Consider the following 17,193-nt stretch of genomic DNA (forward strand, 5'->3'; position numbering starts at 1 on the left):
TTGAGGGGTAACAAGTCTGTGATAGGATGCTTTATAGCCTACCTCTGTATGCCTATATTGATAGATAAATGACGTTTTTGTTGGAAAAAAGACCATTTCTGCGTAGCGTTTCGCAAAAAAATCAATCTAGTTTGCGCTAACTGGCTGTAATTAGCTCAACACAAAGGTATACTCTGAGCCCTTTGATATTCGTTTTTAACTAACGGGAGTGATTGCCCCCCATGATCCAAGAAATCATGCAATTTGTCAGCCGGAACATGTTATTGAGTCTGGTTTGGATAGCGCTGCTTGTCGCGGTGGTCGTAATGACCTTTAAAGGTTTGTTCTCTAAGTCAAAAGTAATCACTCGCGCGCAGGCGATTGCTCTGATTAATAAAGAAGAGGCAGTCATTGTGGATCTACGTTCTCGTGACGATTTCCGCAAAGGTCACATTATTGATTCTATCAACTTAACACCATCTGAAATTAAAGATAATAATTTAGGTGAGCTAGAAAAACATAAACAGAAGCCTGTGATTGTTGTTTCTGCAAGTGGTATGGAATCAGGCAAACCAGCTGAGCATTTAGTGCAACACGGTTTTGAAAAAGTCTTTGTCCTGAAAGAAGGGATTGCTGGTTGGTCAGGTGAAAACCTGCCGTTGGCGCGTGGTAAGAAGTAATTTATCTGCTTGATATACACTATACTTTACTTTAAATAATTTGAGGTGCGGCAAGGCGACAAGTGAACGTAGTCACCCTACTTTCTTTAACGCAAAGTGCTGCAACTTGAAGTATGACGAGTATAGTGAGTATATACAGTCAAACTCATATGGAAGTTAAAAGGTATTAACATTATGTCAGAACAAAACAACTCAGAAATGGTATTTCAGATCCAACGTATCTATACAAAAGATGTTTCATTTGAAGCGCCTAACGCACCACACATCTTTCAACATGAGTGGCAGCCAGAAATTAAACTTGATTTAGATACTTCTTCAACTCAACTGACTGAAGGTGTTTACGAAGTTGTTTTGCGTGTAACGACCACTGCAACATTGGGCGAAGAAACTGCATTCCTGTGTGAAGTTCAACAAGCAGGTGTTTTCTCTATCGAAGGTATTGAAGGCACGCAAATGGCACATTGCTTAGGTGCATACTGCCCGAACATTCTATTCCCATACGCACGTGAAGCAATCACTAGCATGGTTGGTCGTGGTACGTTCCCTCAACTGAACCTTGCGCCAGTCAACTTTGATGCTCTGTTCATGAACTACCTACAACAGCAGCAAGGTGAAGAAGCGCAGAATACAGTTCAATAGGACGCTTAATGAATACTGCTTCAATGACAGTGATCGGTGCCGGCTCGTACGGCACCGCTTTAGCGATTACGTTAGCACGTAATGGCCATCAGGTAGTGCTATGGGGTCATGATCCTAAGCATATCCAAAAATTACAACAAGAACGTAGTAATCAGGCGTTTTTGCCTGGCGTTTCTTTCCCTGATAGTTTATCGCTGGAAACGGATCTGAAAAGCGCCGTTGAAGCGAGTCTGAATATCTTGATCGTAGTACCAAGCCATGTTTTTGGTGATGTACTTAAGCAGATCCAACCTTATCTCCAACCTGGCTCACGTATTATTTGGGCAACCAAAGGCTTAGAGCGAGATACTGGGCGCTTATTACAAGATGTGGCACGTGAAGTATTAGGCAATGAAATTCCACTCGCAGTGTTATCTGGCCCTACCTTTGCCAAGGAATTGGCGGCGGGTATGCCTACTGCTATCTCAATTGCTGCGACTGACAGCCAGTTTGGTGATGAACTGCAACAGCTTTTCCATTGTGGTAAAAGCTTCCGTGTGTATAAAAACCCCGATATGATTGGCGTGCAGCTGGGTGGCGCCGTGAAAAACGTTATTGCCATTGGTGCAGGTATTTCTGATGGTATGGGTTTTGGTGCCAATGCACGTACTGCCTTGATTACACGTGGTCTTGCAGAAATGAGTCGACTGGGTGCCGCTTTAGGCGCTGATCCCTCCACCTTTATGGGCATGGCAGGATTGGGTGATTTAGTGTTAACCTGTACCGACAACCAATCACGTAACCGTCGCTTTGGTATGATGCTAGGTAACGGTGTGAGTGTGGCTGAGGCCGAAAAAGAGATCGGGCAGGTGGTTGAAGGTTATCGCAATACCAAAGAAGTGAAAGCACTGGCTGAACGTGCGGGTGTTGAGATGCCTATTACTGAGCAAATTTATCAAATCCTCTATTGTCATAAAAATGTATTAGAGGCAGCACAAGCCTTATTAGGTCGAGCCACAAAAGATGAAATTGCGCATACGCCAACGTCGAAGGACTAAAAAGAAAAATTAAGTGAGCCATTATGTCGCGCGAAGAACTGGATAGAATTTGGGGGTTTATTAAAGATGAAGCAAAATCACTTGCCGATTGTGAACCTCTGCTAGCCAGTTTTTTCAATGCAACGCTGCTAAAACACGATAACTTAGGCAGTGCGCTGAGTTATATGCTAGCCAATAAACTCAGCTCGCCAATCATGCCAGCGATGGAAGTGCGGGAGATCGTTGAAGAAGCGTATCGTAATGATGAACAAATGATTTTTTCTGCCGCGATGGACTTATCCGCTGTGCGTTTACGTGACCCAGCAGTGGATAAGTACTCGACACCGTTGTTATATCTAAAAGGTTTCCATGCATTACAAGCCTATCGTATTGGCCATTGGCTATGGAAAGAAGGCCGCCAAGCTCTGGCTATCTACCTACAAAACCAAGTCTCAGTCTCTTTTGCCGTTGATATTCATCCAGCAGCCCGTATTGGTTGCGGGATCATGCTTGACCACGCAACAGGTATTGTTATTGGGGAAACGGCCGTTGTCGAAAATGATGTTTCGATACTGCAATCAGTGACATTAGGTGGTACAGGTAAAACGTGTGGCGACCGTCACCCGAAAGTCCGCGAAGGGGTGATGATTGGCGCAGGTGCGAAGATCTTAGGTAATATTGAGATTGGTCGTGGTGCAAAAATCGGCGCCGGTTCTGTAGTTCTTCATCCAGTCCCACCTCATACCACTGTTGCAGGGGTTCCTGCACGTATTGTCGGTAAACCGAATAGCGATAAGCCATCATTTGAGATGGATCAGAACTTTAATGGTGCGATTTATGGCTTTGAAGATGGCGATGGGATTTGAGAAAGGTAATTATTTTGTCTGAATTGGCGCTGCTATACTGTAAATAATTCGAGGTGCAGCTAGGCGACAAGTGAGCGTAGTCACGTATATCTTAACGAAAAGCGCTGCAACTTGAAGTATGACGAGTATAAAAGAGATGGATGAATATAATAGTCATTCAGATGAATTGTTTCATTTTATTGCGTCAGAACCTATAGAACCTTCTAATAATAATAACGGCAAGCAATAATAGTTAAACCCTCATCATCTATTGAATAAATGAGCCTATTTGTTTCATCTATTCGTCTAGACCAGAAACCAGCTAAATTTTCTTTTAGTGGTTCTGGCTTTCCTATTCCATAAAAAGGTGTTCTTTTGGTATCTTCAATAAGCTTATTGATACGTTTGAGCGTTTTTTTGTCTTGGTTTTGCCAGTATAGGTAGTCTTCCCATCCTTGGTCAGTCCATATTAAAAACCTACTCATTTATAAGCTCTCTTCTCTTTGCTTTGCCAGCTTTAAATTGAGCTATTGATTTATTTAAATGTTCGGCATTTGCTGGAGAACGTAATAAATAAATCGTTTCCATAAGGCTATTGTAATATTCCAATGACATGACTACAGCATCCTCTGAGTCACGACGAGTGATGATAGTTGTATCTGCATCATCAACAACTCTATCTAATACTGCTTTTAGATTACTTCTTGCATCACTGAATGAAATGGTTTTCATTTATCCTCCAATACTTGTACTGAATTCTGTACAAGTATAATAGGGGGACAAGGGAAGTTCAAGCAAAGCATGATTGCTAGCTCAGTCGCGTAATAATGCTCCTGCGTAGCCCAATTGCCTCCATGCCTCGAACACCACCACTGCAACAGAATTCGATAAATTCATACTGCGGCTATCTGCTAACATTGGGATACGAATTTTTTGCTCGATAGGCATATTATCGAGTACATAAGGGGGCAATCCACGCGTTTCCGGCCCAAACATCAAATAATCATCTTGTTGATAACTAACATTGCTATGGCTTGGCTTACCTTTGGTGGTTAAAGCAAACACACGGGCACCTGTTGCAGACTGATTATTATCTGGATTTAGCCCCTCGCTTTCTAAGAAAGCAAAATAGTCATGGTGATGTTTGATATCAGCAAACTCACTGTAATCTAAACCGGCACGACGTAGACGTTTATCATCCCAAGTAAAGCCTAGTGGGTGGATCAAGTGCAAGCTAAAACCTGTGTTAGCACAAAGGCGAATTATATTGCCAGTATTGGGTGGAATTTCAGGTTCGAATAAAACGATATGTGGCATAACGAATGGCTGTCGTGAACAGCAAGGTTAAATGGAACAATGGAAAGGGATTTTACGCGTAAATGAAGGAAGATGCATGCAGTTGTTGGACTTTAAATGATGCAAATAAAAAAGCAGGCTGAAATTAAGCCTGCTTTAATGGATTATGAACAGTTATAAACTATTTTTTATAGCCGTTAGGGTTCTGAGATTGCCAACGCCAAACATCATTTGCCATATCTTGAATAGAGTATTTAGCCATCCAACCAAGGTCTCGTTGTGCTTTTGCTGGCGTTGACCAGTACTCCGCAATATCCCCAGGGCGGCGTTCAGCAACCTTATAAGGGATTGGTTTACCGACTGCTTTTTCAAACGCAGCGATCACTTCGAAGACACTTGTTCCAGCACCAGTACCTAAGTTATAGATATGTAATCCTGCTTTTTGGCTAACATGATTTAAAGCGGCAATGTGTCCATCAGCTAAATCCATGACATGAATATAGTCACGCACGCCAGTGCCATCTTTAGTTGGATAGTCGCCGCCAAACACGGTTAGTTCAGGGCGACGGCCAACTGCGACTTGAGCGATAAATGGCGTTAAGTTGTTTGGTATACCGTTAGGGTCTTCACCCATTAAACCTGAATTATGTGCACCGACAGGGTTGAAATAGCGAAGTAATACTGCTGACCAAGTCGGGTCAGAAATGACCAAGTCCGCTAAGATGCGCTCAACCATATACTTACTGGTGCCATAAGGGCTGTTAGTATTACCAACAGAGGCTTCTTCAGTTAATGGAATATGTTCAGGTTCACCATACACGGTCGCTGAAGAACTAAAAATTAGACTCTTCACACCTGCTTTTTGCATTGATTCGATTAATACCAAGGTACCATTAACATTATTGTCGTAGTACTCAATCGGTTTTTGAACTGACTCACCAACCGCTTTTAAGCCAGCAAAATGAATAACCGATGCAATTTTGTGTTCAGCAAAAATGGTATCTAAAACAGTGCTATCACGTACATCTCCGACGTAGAAAATCGGTTTGGTACCTGTGATGGTTTCGATACGATTGAGTACTTCAGGGTTAGCATTACAGAGGTTATCTAAAATAATCGGCTGCATGCCTTGTTCAATCATTTGCACACAGGTATGGCTACCAATATAACCAAGACCACCTGTGACTAATACTTTTGCGTTTTTCATTACATGTCCCTTGTACTTCTAATATTCGTAAACATAGTTATAATCGTCTGACTTCGCGTCGATACCGTTTAAGATCACACCAGTAATTTCGATATCATTTTGCTTAAAGCGTTTTAGCGATAGCTCGATATCTTTTACCGTGTTTACGCCATAGTAAGCAATCAGTAATGAGGTACCGACGTACTTACCAATAATTGCTGAGTCGGTAATTGCCAGTATTGGTGCAGTATCAATCACTACGATATCGTATTGGCCTTTTACTGTATCGAGTAAACGTTTAAATCGCTCACCCATCAACAATTCAGAAGAGTGGGTGACATTTTTACCACGACAAATCACATCTAGGTTTTCAATTACATTACTATGGATACTTGGCTGGCTAGTATCTGATTGAGACAAGTAATCTGATAAGCCCATTTTATTGCTTAAACCAAACGCTTTATGAATACGGCCTTTACGCAAGTCAGTATCGATTAACAATACTTTTTTACCTGCATTCGCTAATACCACAGCCATATTCGAAGTCACAAAGCTTTTACCTACACCCGGTGAAGCACTGGTTACCATAACAAGGTTATTACCTTGGTTCATGACTGAGAAGTAAACGCTGGTACGCAGAGAACGAATGGCTTCAACGGCGGTATCGGCTGGGTTTTCTAATGCCAGTGGGCGTTTATTCCCTTCAGAAATTAATTTTTTCTCGTAGGTAGAGAAAGGGATTGTGGCGTATACGTTTATGCCAAGGGCATCGATATCCTCAGTGCCTTTAATTTTATTATTAAAGAACTCACGAGCGATCACATAAGCACAACCAACAATAAAGCCTAATATTGCAGCTAAAACTAAGATCAAAGCTTTCTTCGGTGCGACAGCATTTGGTTGAGACTCGGCTGAGTCAATAATCCGCACATCGGCAGTGATACCTGAGTTTAATACGCTCAGTTCTTGTTGTTTTGCCACTAATTGATTGTAGATGGCTTGCTCTGACTCAACATCACGCGTTAAACGAACGATTTGCTGCTGAGTATTTGGTAATTTTTGAATGGCTTTACTGATTTTTTCTTTTTCACGTAATAGCTGTTGACGCTTATCGAGTAGTGATTGATAAGCAGGGTGATTACGCGTATACAGCTGCTGGATTTCGACTTCTTTAAAGGTTAATTCATTGAGTTTTTCTTCAACTTGCAAAGCACTATCAAGGGCTGATTTTGCTTCTAATGATAAGTCGATTGATTCATTCTTTTTACGGAAGGTATTTAACTGATTTTCGTAATTGTCCAGTTTAGTCTTAATTTTAGGCAGATACTCATCTAAGAATAACAACGTATTATTAGTGACTTCCTTTTTACGTTCCGTATTTTGGTCAACGTAATTTTGAATAATGCTATTTAAGATTTGAACGTTTTCGGTTTTATCAGCGCCTTTAATTGCCATATTGATAATACCCGTACCTTTGCCTACTTCGGCGATGGTTAAGGTATTACGCAAACCTTCAATGGTTGAATAGCGTGCATTTTTAACTAACGTAAATTCTTGACCAACCTCTGCAACTAACGATGAAATGAGTAAGCTAATGTCATCTTGCTTTAAGAGGATGCCAACAGTGCCTTCTAAAATATGGCCTTCAATATCGAGTGAATATTTATTATCACCTAAATAGGTCACAGTAGCTGGCTTACCAACAAGATCTTCAGGTATTAAATAGAGATCGACAACAGCACTGGTTTTATCGCCCCAAAGCTTATTAAAGAAGCCTGCTGGTGCAATCTGAGTATCAAGATTAAGGTTAGTAACGGTTTTACCCAATACCATTCGAGACTTAATCACTTCAATTTCGGAATCGACTTGTCCACCACTATTAGCTAATGGCATCATTTCGCTCATTTGATCAACAAGAGAAACTTGGCTGGCTTTGTCATATTGGAGTGTTGCATTAGCTTGATAAATAGGCGTAGCTAAAAAACTGTAAGCTGCTGCAATCAAAATAAAAAACAGAGTAAAAAAGCCAATTTTAATATAACTAGACTTTAGTACCTTAAAGAGTGCCAGCAGATCGATCTCGTCCGAGGCAGGGGAGCTATTCTTTGTCGTGTTCATAATCAGTTAAATGCTAAGCCTTCCAAAATTGAAATTAAATTTTCCCTTGCCACTGTATAACGGCTTTTTCCATCAGTTGATAAACATGTTCAAACATTTCATCACTGCGTTTATGCGGATCTGGGATCTCGGTTTTATTAAGCCATTGGCCGAATAACATGACTTTGCCACGAGTTTCGGGGAACTGTTGATGGATTCTATCAATATGATCGTTTTCCATCACTAGGATTAAGTCTGCTTCTTTACATAATTCACTGGTTAAACGTCGTGATTGGTGATTGTCTAAAGAGAGATTATGTTGCTGTGCGATACGAATAGCACTGTCATAAGCAGGGTGATCATCTTTGGCAATAATGCCAGCGGAGTGTACTTTTTTATTGGGGAAATGGGCTTGTAATAAACGCTCCCCAGTGGGGGAGCGACAGATATTACCCATACAAACAACTAGGATATTGTTAAACATGACGATTACCAGTCGTGAATACGTTTTGTACCTTCAGTTAACTGATTATAGGTCGCGATAGTTGGTAATAACTGAGTGATCAGACGGTTCCAACGCACAACCGGAGCGGCGGTAACATAAACCAGATCATAAGGTTGTAGCTTAAACTCAGTTCCCATCACCATTGCGGTCGCATCAGATAAGTCTAGCTGATAAACCGCAGCCATTTTTTTCGGTAGCAAGGCATCGAGCTCTTTATCGCCCGAGGTTTGATTCTTAATCGGACGGATAACAAAGACACCTGTTGCATTAGCGGTTGTTTGATCGGTACCGCCTGCTTTGCTCAGTGCTTCAGTGATACTCATACCTGCACGGTCAATAGTTAGGGTATTGGGTTGACCAACTTCACCCATCACAAACACTTTTTGGCCATCGTTGCGTGGTACATAAAGAGTATCACCTGGGATCATCAGGTAGTTTTGGGTCATATCGCCATACTGTACCAATGATTGCAATGAAAGCTTAATTTCTTTGCCATTACGAGTCAGCACTACATTATCCCAATCCGCTTTTTCGGTTAGGCCGCCTGCGTTATTAAAGGCTTCCAGAACGGTAAGAGGGATATTGGTAATTGGCAGTGTGCCCGGTTTAGCCACTTCACCAGATACATACATTTTTTGTGAGCGGAATGCCGCAATACTGACATCCACTTGCGGTGATTCAATATAGGTAGCTAGTTTACTGCTAACTAAATTACGAATTTCAGACAGTGTTTTACCAACAACTTTTACGTTACCGATGTAAGGGTAGTAAATGGTACCATTTGAATGAACCCAGTTACCTGAATCGGCAGCACTACGGTAAGAACCCGCAGGAATAGTTAATTCAGGATGATCCCAAACGGTGATAGTTAATACATCACCCACACCCACACGATATTCATAATTTGAAAGTTGTTTATCAAGTGTTGGGTTTGGTTTGGCGATCACTGGTGCTACATACATCTCATCTAACAGCTTTGGTGAAATCGGATAGATATCAACAAATTTAGAGATATCACGATCGCCAGTGTCGACGACATTTTTGCCTGATGTGGACATATAGACACCAGGGGTAACGGTACAGCCGGTTAGCAAAATGCTGGCTGTGAGTAGTGTAAGTGGGAGACGCTTACTAAGCACAAGACCATCCTATGATAAAAAATGTTTAGATAAGGTATAAGTGATGGGTTGTTATCATCATCCCACTTATACGTGTTTAATATAATTTTTTAGGTAGTTTATAGCGAAGGTAAATTTTTGGCAAAAGCAGAGCAATAAATTTAACCTATTGGTTAATCATTACCAAACAGATCGCGTGTGTAGACTTTCTCTGCCACATCTTCGATTTCAGGCACCATACGGTTAGCTAAAATAATATCGCTATCGGCTTTGAATGCCTCGAGGTCACGATACACTTTTGAACGGAAGAATTCGTCTTCTTTCAGCACCGGCTCATATACAATCACTTCGATACCTTTAGCTTTGATGCGCTTCATGACGCCTTGCACAGCAGAGGCACGGAAGTTATCTGAGCCCGCTTTCATCACCAAACGATATACGCCCACTTTGCGTGGCGCTTTGGCAATAAGAGCATCCGAAATAAAGTCTTTACGGGTGCGGTTAGATTCCACAATCGCATTAATCAAGTTATTCGGTACATCATCGTAGTTAGCCAACAACTGCTTGGTATCTTTTGGTAAGCAGTAGCCACCATAACCAAATGAAGGGTTGTTGTAATGGCTGCCAATGCGTGGGTCTAAAGACACCCCTTCAATGATTTGACGTGCGTTCAAGCCACGGCTCTCTGCATAGGTGTCTAACTCATTGAAATAGGCCACGCGCATCGCTAAGTACGTGTTAGCAAACAATTTGATAGCTTCTGCCTCAGTGCCATCGGTAAACAACACAGGGACATCTTTTTTGATAGCGCCTTCCAGCAGCAAGTTAGCAAAAATTTCAGCGCGCTCAGAGCGCTCACCGACCACAATGCGCGATGGATATAGGTTATCCCACAGCGCACGGCCTTCACGTAAAAACTCTGGGGAGAAAATGACATTGGTGTAGCCAAATTCTTCACGCAGGCGCTCAGTAAAACCAACAGGAATGGTCGATTTAACAATGATGGTTGCCGCAGGGTTGATTTTCTGCACATCATGAATAACCGATTCCACTGACTTGGTATTGAAGTAGTTGCTTTTCGGGTCATAGTCCGTCGGGGTGGCAACAATCACATACTGTGCGCCGGTATAGGCTTCAGCAATATCTTGAGTGGCGCGGAAATTGAGTGTTTTTTCACGCAAAAATTGTTCAATTTCCGTATCAATAATCGGAGATTGCTTGTTGTTCAGCATCGCCACTTTTTCAGGAACGATGTCCACTGCCACCACTTCGTGGTTTTGTGACAGTAACATGGCGTTAGACAGACCCACATAGCCTGTACCTGCAATTGCTATTTTCATATGATAACCAAATGGATTAAAATTAAGAGAACGTTTGAATATTTTTTAGTGATTGATGGACAATAGCTTGTGCTGTTTCATGATCATTAGCTTCTGCATAACATCTTAGTTCAGGAGCATTACCAGATGGTCTTAGATGAATAATATTGCCATTCGACAATGTCATTCTTAGCCCATCAATGGTATTTAACTCGAGTAATTGCTCGTCACCAAAACCTAAGTGTTGTAATAAATGTTGTGGGTTCTCTTTTGCTTTTTCGAGAATAGGTTTGCTTTTTTCAGTAGCAAAATTTTGTACTCTATCACTAAAGGTTATGCGCTGTGGCAATGCTGAGACCAGTTTAGCAATACCTTTCTTTTTTGCGGCGGATAATAACATCAAAAAAGGCAAGACAGCATCTCTTGTAGGCAACTCTGATATTTGCTTACCATTTATTTCAATATTAGATCCTAAAAGGAATCCACCATTGGCTTCAAAACCAGCTATTTTTCTGTAGTCTTTTGCTAAGTCAGAAAATGCTTCAATAACATATGGAGAGCCAATTTTGGTTTGTTTCACACACTTAAAAGCATCATGAGATGAAATAACGGTATTACAGCTAACAGGGATCGCTAGTGCTTCTATCTTCATTTCTAATGCACATAACAAACCTAATATATCGCCACGTAACCATTCACCGTTTTCATCGGCAACAAGGGGTCGATCGCCATCACCGTCGGTCGAGAATATAGCATCTAACTTATATTGTTCAGACCACAATTTAGCTTTGTTTTTATCTTCTTCGGATACTGCTTCGGTATCAATCGGCACAAAGTGGTTACTACGTTCTAGGCAAACAACATCAGCGCCAAGTTTTTTGAATAAAATAGAGTAAATATCACGTCCTGCGCTGGAATGTTCATAAATACCAATTTTCTTACCAGTTAGCAAATTTTCATCAAAAATAGAAGCGTAACGATTAATATATTCATCAGCAGCTAATGAGTTTACTAATAAAGTAGATGATAATTTATTAGACATTTGAAATTGAAAGTTATTATTTAGTATTTCTATTTCATCAATTTTGGTAATCTCTCCATCAGGACGATAAAATTTTAATCCGTTTCTATCGAATGGAATGTGACTGCCAGTGACCATGATACAAGGAATGTTGTTTTTCATTGCAGTATATGCAAGAGCAGGGGTTGGAATGACACCGTAATATAGGGGCTCCATTCCTTGTTGTTTAATTACATCAATACATGCAGTTGCGATAAAACCACTACTTGGGCGATTATCGATTGCAATTGCCACTTTATCAAATTCAAATTTATTTTTGATACTATTAATAAAGGCATGAGTAAAAGCTGCACAGGACTCATTTGTAAATTGAGTGACTAAACCGCGAGCACCACTTGTGCCAAATTGTATACCAGATTTTTTAATAACTACTGTTGAGTTTAGCATGCAGTACGATCCTAACGTATTATCATCGACAATTGTTAACTAAATTTATACTCGAGTAATATCGTCTTCTTCTAAATAGCTACCGGTTCTTACTTCAATTATTTCAAGAGGTACTTTTCCTGGATTTTCAAAGCAGTGTTTAGTGCCTGATGGTATATAAATAGATTCATTTTCTGTTATAATATAGCTTTCGTTATCTTTATATACTTTTGCTGTACCTGAAACCACAATCCAATGCTCTGAACGGTGATAGTGAATTTGGAAAGCTGTTTTTTTATCTGGTAATACAACTACTTTTTTCACATGGTAGCGATCACCCTCAGCAATATGGTCAGATTTTCCCCAAGGTCGATGGACTTCCCTATGATGCAAAAATTCTTTCCGATTACTATTTTTTAAACTAGATGCGATCTTTTTCACATCTTGGACATTATCACGATGTGCAACCAGTAATGCATCTTTAGTGTCTACAATGACTAAATCTTTGACTCCCACAGCAGCAATTAAACGTTCAGAGGAGTTGATATAGCAACGTTTACTTCCTTCCACTAAAACATCACCACGGATTACATTTTCATGTTCATCTTTGGCATTTATTTCCCAGAGAGAGGACCAAGCTCCAACATCATTCCAACCAGCGTCTAAAGGGATAACAACTGCATCGTTTGTTTCTTCCATTATTGCACAGTCAATAGATTCGCTTGGGCACTCAGTGAAGCTTTCTTTATCAATTCGAATAAAATCTAAATCATGATGTGCGTTGGTAAAAGCTAATGCGCTTATTTCCAATATATTTGGACGAAATTTGTTAAGTTCCTGTAAATAACGTGATGCCTTAAACATAAATATACCACTATTCCAATAGTACCCACCGTGTGCTAAATATTGTTTGGCAACTAAGTGGTTTGGTTTTTCAACAAAGGCATCGACAGTATAAGCATTTGCATCAGTTAATAAATCACCAGATCGTATATAACCATATCCAGTTTCAGGTTTAGTTGGGACAATACCAAAAGTTACCAAGTTACCTTTGTTTGCAAGTGGTAGTGCATGCTTGATTGAGTCTATAAATACATTTGTATCTCTGATCATATGATCCGCTGCAAGCACTAATAGAATAGGGTCATCATAATTTTGCATGGCTTGTAATGCAGCTAAAGCTACAGCTGGAGCTGTATTACGCCCACAGGGTTCAAGTAGGATTCCAGAATGCTCAATATCACACTGCCTTAACTGCTCCGCAACTAGAAAACGGTGTTCTTCATTACAAACTAAAGTTGCAGGTAAATGCTCTAACTCATTTAATCGCAAGATTGTATTTTGTAACATTGAGTTATTATCAATTAAAGGTAAAAATTGTTTAGGGTAGTGGGTACGAGACATAGGCCAAAGGCGACTACCGGAGCCTCCAGCCATAATTACTGGTAATAGATTCATGTCTTTATTTCAAATAGGGTTTTAGAATGTTGCTCAATATAGGGGCCTTCTTTGATTTCTAGCATTAATGCTGTTTCAGAAATGCACTCAACACTATGAATGTCCCCTGGTGAAAATTCCATAACTTTGGTAGATTGCCCATCTCCAACTAATATTTCTGAAGTGATTATTCCTTTCTCATTATAATGCAATACTTTAATCGTACCGCTGATTATTATGAACATTTCCCATTGATGTGGAAGTGCATGATAATGAGGGCTAACATAACTTCCTCTTGTTAATGCTATAAATAACCTTTGAACTTTTTCATTATAACTAGTATGTAAATTTAGATGAGCTCTTTTTATTTGAGCATTTCTAGCTTTTTCAATAAGGGAAGATAAATATTCACTATCATATATTTTCATTCTATATTTTTTAGCCTTTTAATAATAGAATCTCCTGCAGATTGAACGGAAAATTCATGTTCAAGTAGAGAAAATGCATTACGGCCAACTTTAGACCTTAGTTTTGTATCTTGGTAAAGTAATAATGCATTATTTAATAATTGTTCATCATCACCATTTACAGTTATCAAACCTGCATTATGGCTATTTACAATTTCAAGTAAGTCATTACCAAAATTGACGCTACCTAGAATTGGAATTGATTGAACCATATAGCCTAGTAATTTTCCTGGAAAATTGTGTGCGGTATGCTGAGCTGATAAAGAGAAAAGGCCGATATCGATATCGGCAAGAATGTTTTTAAATTCGACCTGATCCACAGAAGGTAAATAGGTAAAATTTTTTAGGTCCCATTCTTTAGCTAATTGATTTATTAAACTTACTTCATCACCTTGACCAACAAATAAAAAATGGGCTTGTTCATAATCACTCATAGATTTTGCTAAGCGCATTAGATTTGCCATATCTTGCGCATGTCCGATGTTGCCGCCATAAAAGAAGATTATTTTATCTTCTAGATTAAGCTTGCTTCGGATACTGGTCTGGCATGAAGTCAAATTATGAGGCTTCAATGAAGCCCAATTTCTAAGAATGCCAGTGGGATAAATATTATTTGTTTTGTGGTCAAAAATTTGTTTATTTTTTTCAGACATTAAACCAATAATATCAGCTTGGTTATATGAGTATTGTTCAAAAAAGCTAAAATACTTATCAATAATAGAGCCTTTTTTAATCATTCCTGCATCAATTACCCATTGGGGAAAAAGATCTCGTAATACAAGGTAGGCATTACATTCACAACGAGCCTTAATTTTGGATACTAGTGTTCCAAAAAAAATTGATGGGGAATAATAAACTATGCCATCAAAAGTTTTTGATTTTACTTTTGATGATATAGCTGACCATGCACGAAATGAAAGTAAAGTTTCATTAATTGCTCGTTTTATTTTATGGGTATTTTTTATGGGGCCACTTGAAAAATACCAAACATTAACAGAATCGATATGACACTGAACTAACTTTTCTTTTTGATTTTCTACTGGTGTAATTACAGTAACTTGATGGCCTAATGAAATATAATAGCAAGCGAGATCATGAAACATTTTTGCCCCAACTCGTGTACTATGGGGCAGATAATCATCAATAATTAAGGCTAAGTGCATTAAATTTTCTTCCAAATTACTCTATTTACGTAATCAATATAACTTAATATAGTACGGAGGACTTTGTCAGAAACATTTGGGGCAATATAGTCTTGAACTTTATTAATTAACCTATCATTTCCCTTTGGTTGTGTTTCTAATATTTCAATAGCTTGTAGAATACGTGTAATATTCATTCCTGTGAACATTACAGCGCCTTCTTCGAAGCCTTCTGGCCTTTCCTGAGCCTCGCGAATATTAACAGCTGGGAAATTTAAAATTGATGATTCCTCTGTTATTGTTCCGCTATCGCTCAATACTACTTTGGCTTCTTTCTGTAAACAGACATAATCACTAAAGCCAAGAGGTTTTATTAAATTTATTCTATCATCAAACTTAAGATTTAGAGCTTCAATTTTTTTTCGGGTTCTTGGGTGGGTAGAAACGATGACAGGTAGATTATATTTATCTGCTATTATATTTAAAGCTTCTACATAAGAATGAATATTTTTTTCTGAGTCAACATTTTCTTCTCTGTGAACACTAACAACGAAATAATCACCAGGAGTAAGAGATAATCGATTTAATATATCGGAGTTCTGAATTTTATCATGATAAAATGTTAGAACCTCATCCATTGGACTACCTGTTTTAACAATAAAATCAGGATTTATACCTTCTCTTAATAAATAGCTACGAGCGATATCGCTATAAGGCATATTGACATCAGAAATATGGTCAACAATCTTTCTGTTAATTTCTTCGGGTACTCGAAGATCAAAGCAGCGATTACCTGCTTCCATATGAAATATTGGTATTTTTTTACGCTTAGCTGAAATTGCAGCTAATGCGCTATTTGTATCTCCAAGAATCAGAACTGCTTCTGGCTCTATGCTTTCAAATAGCTTATCAGATTTACTAATAACCTGAGCCATTGTTTCGGCGGGATTGGCTCCAGCACACTCAAGAAAATAATTAGGGGAGCGAATTCCTAGGTCATCGAAAAATATTTGATTGAGTTCATAATCATAGTTTTGGCCAGTATGTACTAATATATGCTCACAGTACTTATCTAATTTTGCAATTATACGGGATAAACGAATGATCTCTGGCCTTGTCCCAACAACAGTTACAATTTTTATTTTTTTCATAATACGTATCTCTTGATATAATCGCTATGCATGTACTCAACTAGTTCATACCATTTAGGTGGTACAAAACCTGTTAGATTTCTAAAGTTATTCGAGTTTAGTGAACGATTAATACTAAAACTAGCATTGTTGTTAATAGTGATTCTCTTTTTATAATTCTCAGCTACTAATGAAAGTAAAGAAAATTTATCTATAGGATCTACAGATAAATGATACATACCTTTTAGTTCTGGATTTGTAAAAACCAGTTCAGCGAGGATTTTGGCAATATAACAAGTAGGTAAGCCAGAAAAAATAGCTTTTGAAAAGCCATCTATACAATTTTCTTGATTTAAAAACCAATCAATCAGGCTAACAGATGTTGATAGCTCATGGCCAATTATAGATGTCCGTAATGTTATATGCTTTCCGTAATTAATTTCTCCGAGACATTTTGATTTCCCATATAAATCTGTTGCTGTAGGTAAGTCATTTTCTTTATAATTACCTATCATGCCATCAAAGACGCAATCTGTTGAAAAATGAATTAGTTTTGAATTATTGTCATCACAGATATTAGCTAACTGGTGTGGAAATAATGAGTTAATTGAAATTGCAGATATATGTTGCTTAGAGATATCATGTTGCTTTATAAGACCAATGCAATTTAATACTATATCGGGTTTAAGATCACTAATAGTTTTTTCGATACTATTAATATCGTTAATATGAATGTTATAGATTAATTTACTTGTTCTATTTTTAAAAAATATTTCTTTTCCTTTAATTGAGCGAACTGTACCAAAAACATCTAAATGGTTATAGTCACTCAAATTAGAAAATAAGCTATAGCCTAGCATTCCGGTTGCGCCAATTACAAGAACCTTCAT

The 17,193-nt window shown here is 38.8% G+C and carries 18 protein-coding genes; 4 read left to right on the plus strand and 14 right to left on the minus strand.

From position 1 onward, the window contains the following. Positions 1-221: 221 nt before the first annotated feature. The 4 genes from AC3Z9T_RS16720 to cysE all read left to right on the plus strand — a co-directional run bounded on the left by AC3Z9T_RS16720 (position 222) and on the right by cysE (position 3,180). Entirely contained in the window at positions 222-659 is a 438-nt protein-coding gene (locus AC3Z9T_RS16720; protein ID WP_070929911.1) for a rhodanese-like domain-containing protein, read from the plus strand. Positions 660-833: 174 nt separating this feature from the next. Beyond that, the gene (gene secB, locus AC3Z9T_RS16725; protein WP_490127227.1) at positions 834-1,298 is read left to right on the plus strand and encodes a protein-export chaperone SecB; all 465 of its coding nucleotides are present in this window, start codon (positions 834-836) and stop codon (positions 1,296-1,298) included. Positions 1,299-1,306: 8 nt separating this feature from the next. Beyond that, entirely contained in the window at positions 1,307-2,335 is a 1,029-nt protein-coding gene (gene gpsA / locus AC3Z9T_RS16730) for an NAD(P)H-dependent glycerol-3-phosphate dehydrogenase (RefSeq protein WP_490127228.1), read from the plus strand. 23 nt (positions 2,336-2,358) lie between these two features. Next, entirely contained in the window at positions 2,359-3,180 is an 822-nt protein-coding gene (cysE, locus tag AC3Z9T_RS16735) for a serine O-acetyltransferase (RefSeq protein ID WP_070929913.1), read from the plus strand. Positions 3,181-3,383: 203 nt separating this feature from the next. Here cysE and AC3Z9T_RS16740 read toward each other — a convergent pair whose 3' ends face one another. From AC3Z9T_RS16740 to AC3Z9T_RS16805, 14 genes are all read right to left on the minus strand, one after another. Further along, positions 3,384-3,644 carry a Txe/YoeB family addiction module toxin gene (locus tag AC3Z9T_RS16740; protein WP_490127229.1) on the minus strand — a complete coding sequence of 87 codons (261 nt, stop codon included), beginning with the start codon at positions 3,642-3,644 and terminating at the stop codon, positions 3,384-3,386. After that, positions 3,637-3,891 (minus strand): type II toxin-antitoxin system Phd/YefM family antitoxin, encoded by a 255-nt coding sequence (locus tag AC3Z9T_RS16745; protein ID WP_283126132.1) that lies wholly within the window; start codon positions 3,889-3,891, stop codon positions 3,637-3,639. Before AC3Z9T_RS16745 ends, AC3Z9T_RS16740 begins: the two co-directional genes overlap by 8 nt. A gap of 81 nt (positions 3,892-3,972) precedes the next feature. Continuing rightward, positions 3,973-4,476 carry a tRNA (uridine(34)/cytosine(34)/5-carboxymethylaminomethyluridine(34)-2'-O)-methyltransferase TrmL gene (trmL, locus tag AC3Z9T_RS16750; RefSeq protein WP_070929916.1) on the minus strand — a complete coding sequence of 168 codons (504 nt, stop codon included), beginning with the start codon at positions 4,474-4,476 and terminating at the stop codon, positions 3,973-3,975. A 160-nt stretch (positions 4,477-4,636) separates the two neighbouring features. After that, the gene (galE, locus tag AC3Z9T_RS16755) at positions 4,637-5,662 is read right to left on the minus strand and encodes a UDP-glucose 4-epimerase GalE (protein WP_490127230.1); all 1,026 of its coding nucleotides are present in this window, start codon (positions 5,660-5,662) and stop codon (positions 4,637-4,639) included. An 18-nt stretch (positions 5,663-5,680) separates the two neighbouring features. Continuing rightward, on the minus strand, positions 5,681-7,759 hold the full coding sequence (locus tag AC3Z9T_RS16760) for a polysaccharide biosynthesis tyrosine autokinase (protein WP_490127231.1): 2,079 nt from the start codon (positions 7,757-7,759) through the stop codon (positions 5,681-5,683). Between the two features lie 34 nt (positions 7,760-7,793). Then, the gene (locus tag AC3Z9T_RS16765) at positions 7,794-8,222 is read right to left on the minus strand and encodes an arsenate reductase/protein-tyrosine-phosphatase family protein (RefSeq protein WP_490127232.1); all 429 of its coding nucleotides are present in this window, start codon (positions 8,220-8,222) and stop codon (positions 7,794-7,796) included. Between the two features lie 5 nt (positions 8,223-8,227). Further along, positions 8,228-9,382 (minus strand): polysaccharide export protein, encoded by a 1,155-nt coding sequence (locus tag AC3Z9T_RS16770; RefSeq protein WP_490127233.1) that lies wholly within the window; start codon positions 9,380-9,382, stop codon positions 8,228-8,230. A 152-nt stretch (positions 9,383-9,534) separates the two neighbouring features. Beyond that, positions 9,535-10,701, minus strand: a complete 1,167-nt coding sequence (locus AC3Z9T_RS16775; protein WP_490127234.1) for a nucleotide sugar dehydrogenase — start codon at positions 10,699-10,701, stop codon at positions 9,535-9,537. A gap of 22 nt (positions 10,702-10,723) precedes the next feature. Further along, the gene (locus tag AC3Z9T_RS16780; protein WP_490127235.1) at positions 10,724-12,148 is read right to left on the minus strand and encodes a phosphomannomutase; all 1,425 of its coding nucleotides are present in this window, start codon (positions 12,146-12,148) and stop codon (positions 10,724-10,726) included. Positions 12,149-12,193: 45 nt separating this feature from the next. Further along, the gene (locus AC3Z9T_RS16785) at positions 12,194-13,585 is read right to left on the minus strand and encodes a mannose-1-phosphate guanylyltransferase/mannose-6-phosphate isomerase (protein WP_490127236.1); all 1,392 of its coding nucleotides are present in this window, start codon (positions 13,583-13,585) and stop codon (positions 12,194-12,196) included. Continuing rightward, complete coding sequence (locus AC3Z9T_RS16790; RefSeq protein WP_490127237.1) at positions 13,582-13,992, minus strand: WbuC family cupin fold metalloprotein; 411 nt, start codon at positions 13,990-13,992, stop codon at positions 13,582-13,584. Before AC3Z9T_RS16790 ends, AC3Z9T_RS16785 begins: the two co-directional genes overlap by 4 nt. Further along, complete coding sequence (locus AC3Z9T_RS16795; RefSeq protein WP_490127297.1) at positions 13,989-15,194, minus strand: glycosyltransferase family 4 protein; 1,206 nt, start codon at positions 15,192-15,194, stop codon at positions 13,989-13,991. Before AC3Z9T_RS16795 ends, AC3Z9T_RS16790 begins: the two co-directional genes overlap by 4 nt. Beyond that, complete coding sequence (gene wecB / locus AC3Z9T_RS16800) at positions 15,194-16,324, minus strand: non-hydrolyzing UDP-N-acetylglucosamine 2-epimerase (RefSeq protein WP_490127238.1); 1,131 nt, start codon at positions 16,322-16,324, stop codon at positions 15,194-15,196. The genes AC3Z9T_RS16795 and wecB overlap by 1 nt, the downstream gene beginning before the upstream one ends. Further along, positions 16,321-17,193 (minus strand): dTDP-4-dehydrorhamnose reductase family protein, encoded by an 873-nt coding sequence (locus tag AC3Z9T_RS16805; RefSeq protein WP_490127239.1) that lies wholly within the window; start codon positions 17,191-17,193, stop codon positions 16,321-16,323. The genes wecB and AC3Z9T_RS16805 overlap by 4 nt, the downstream gene beginning before the upstream one ends.

Source organism: Providencia sp. 6390, from assembly GCF_058148425.1.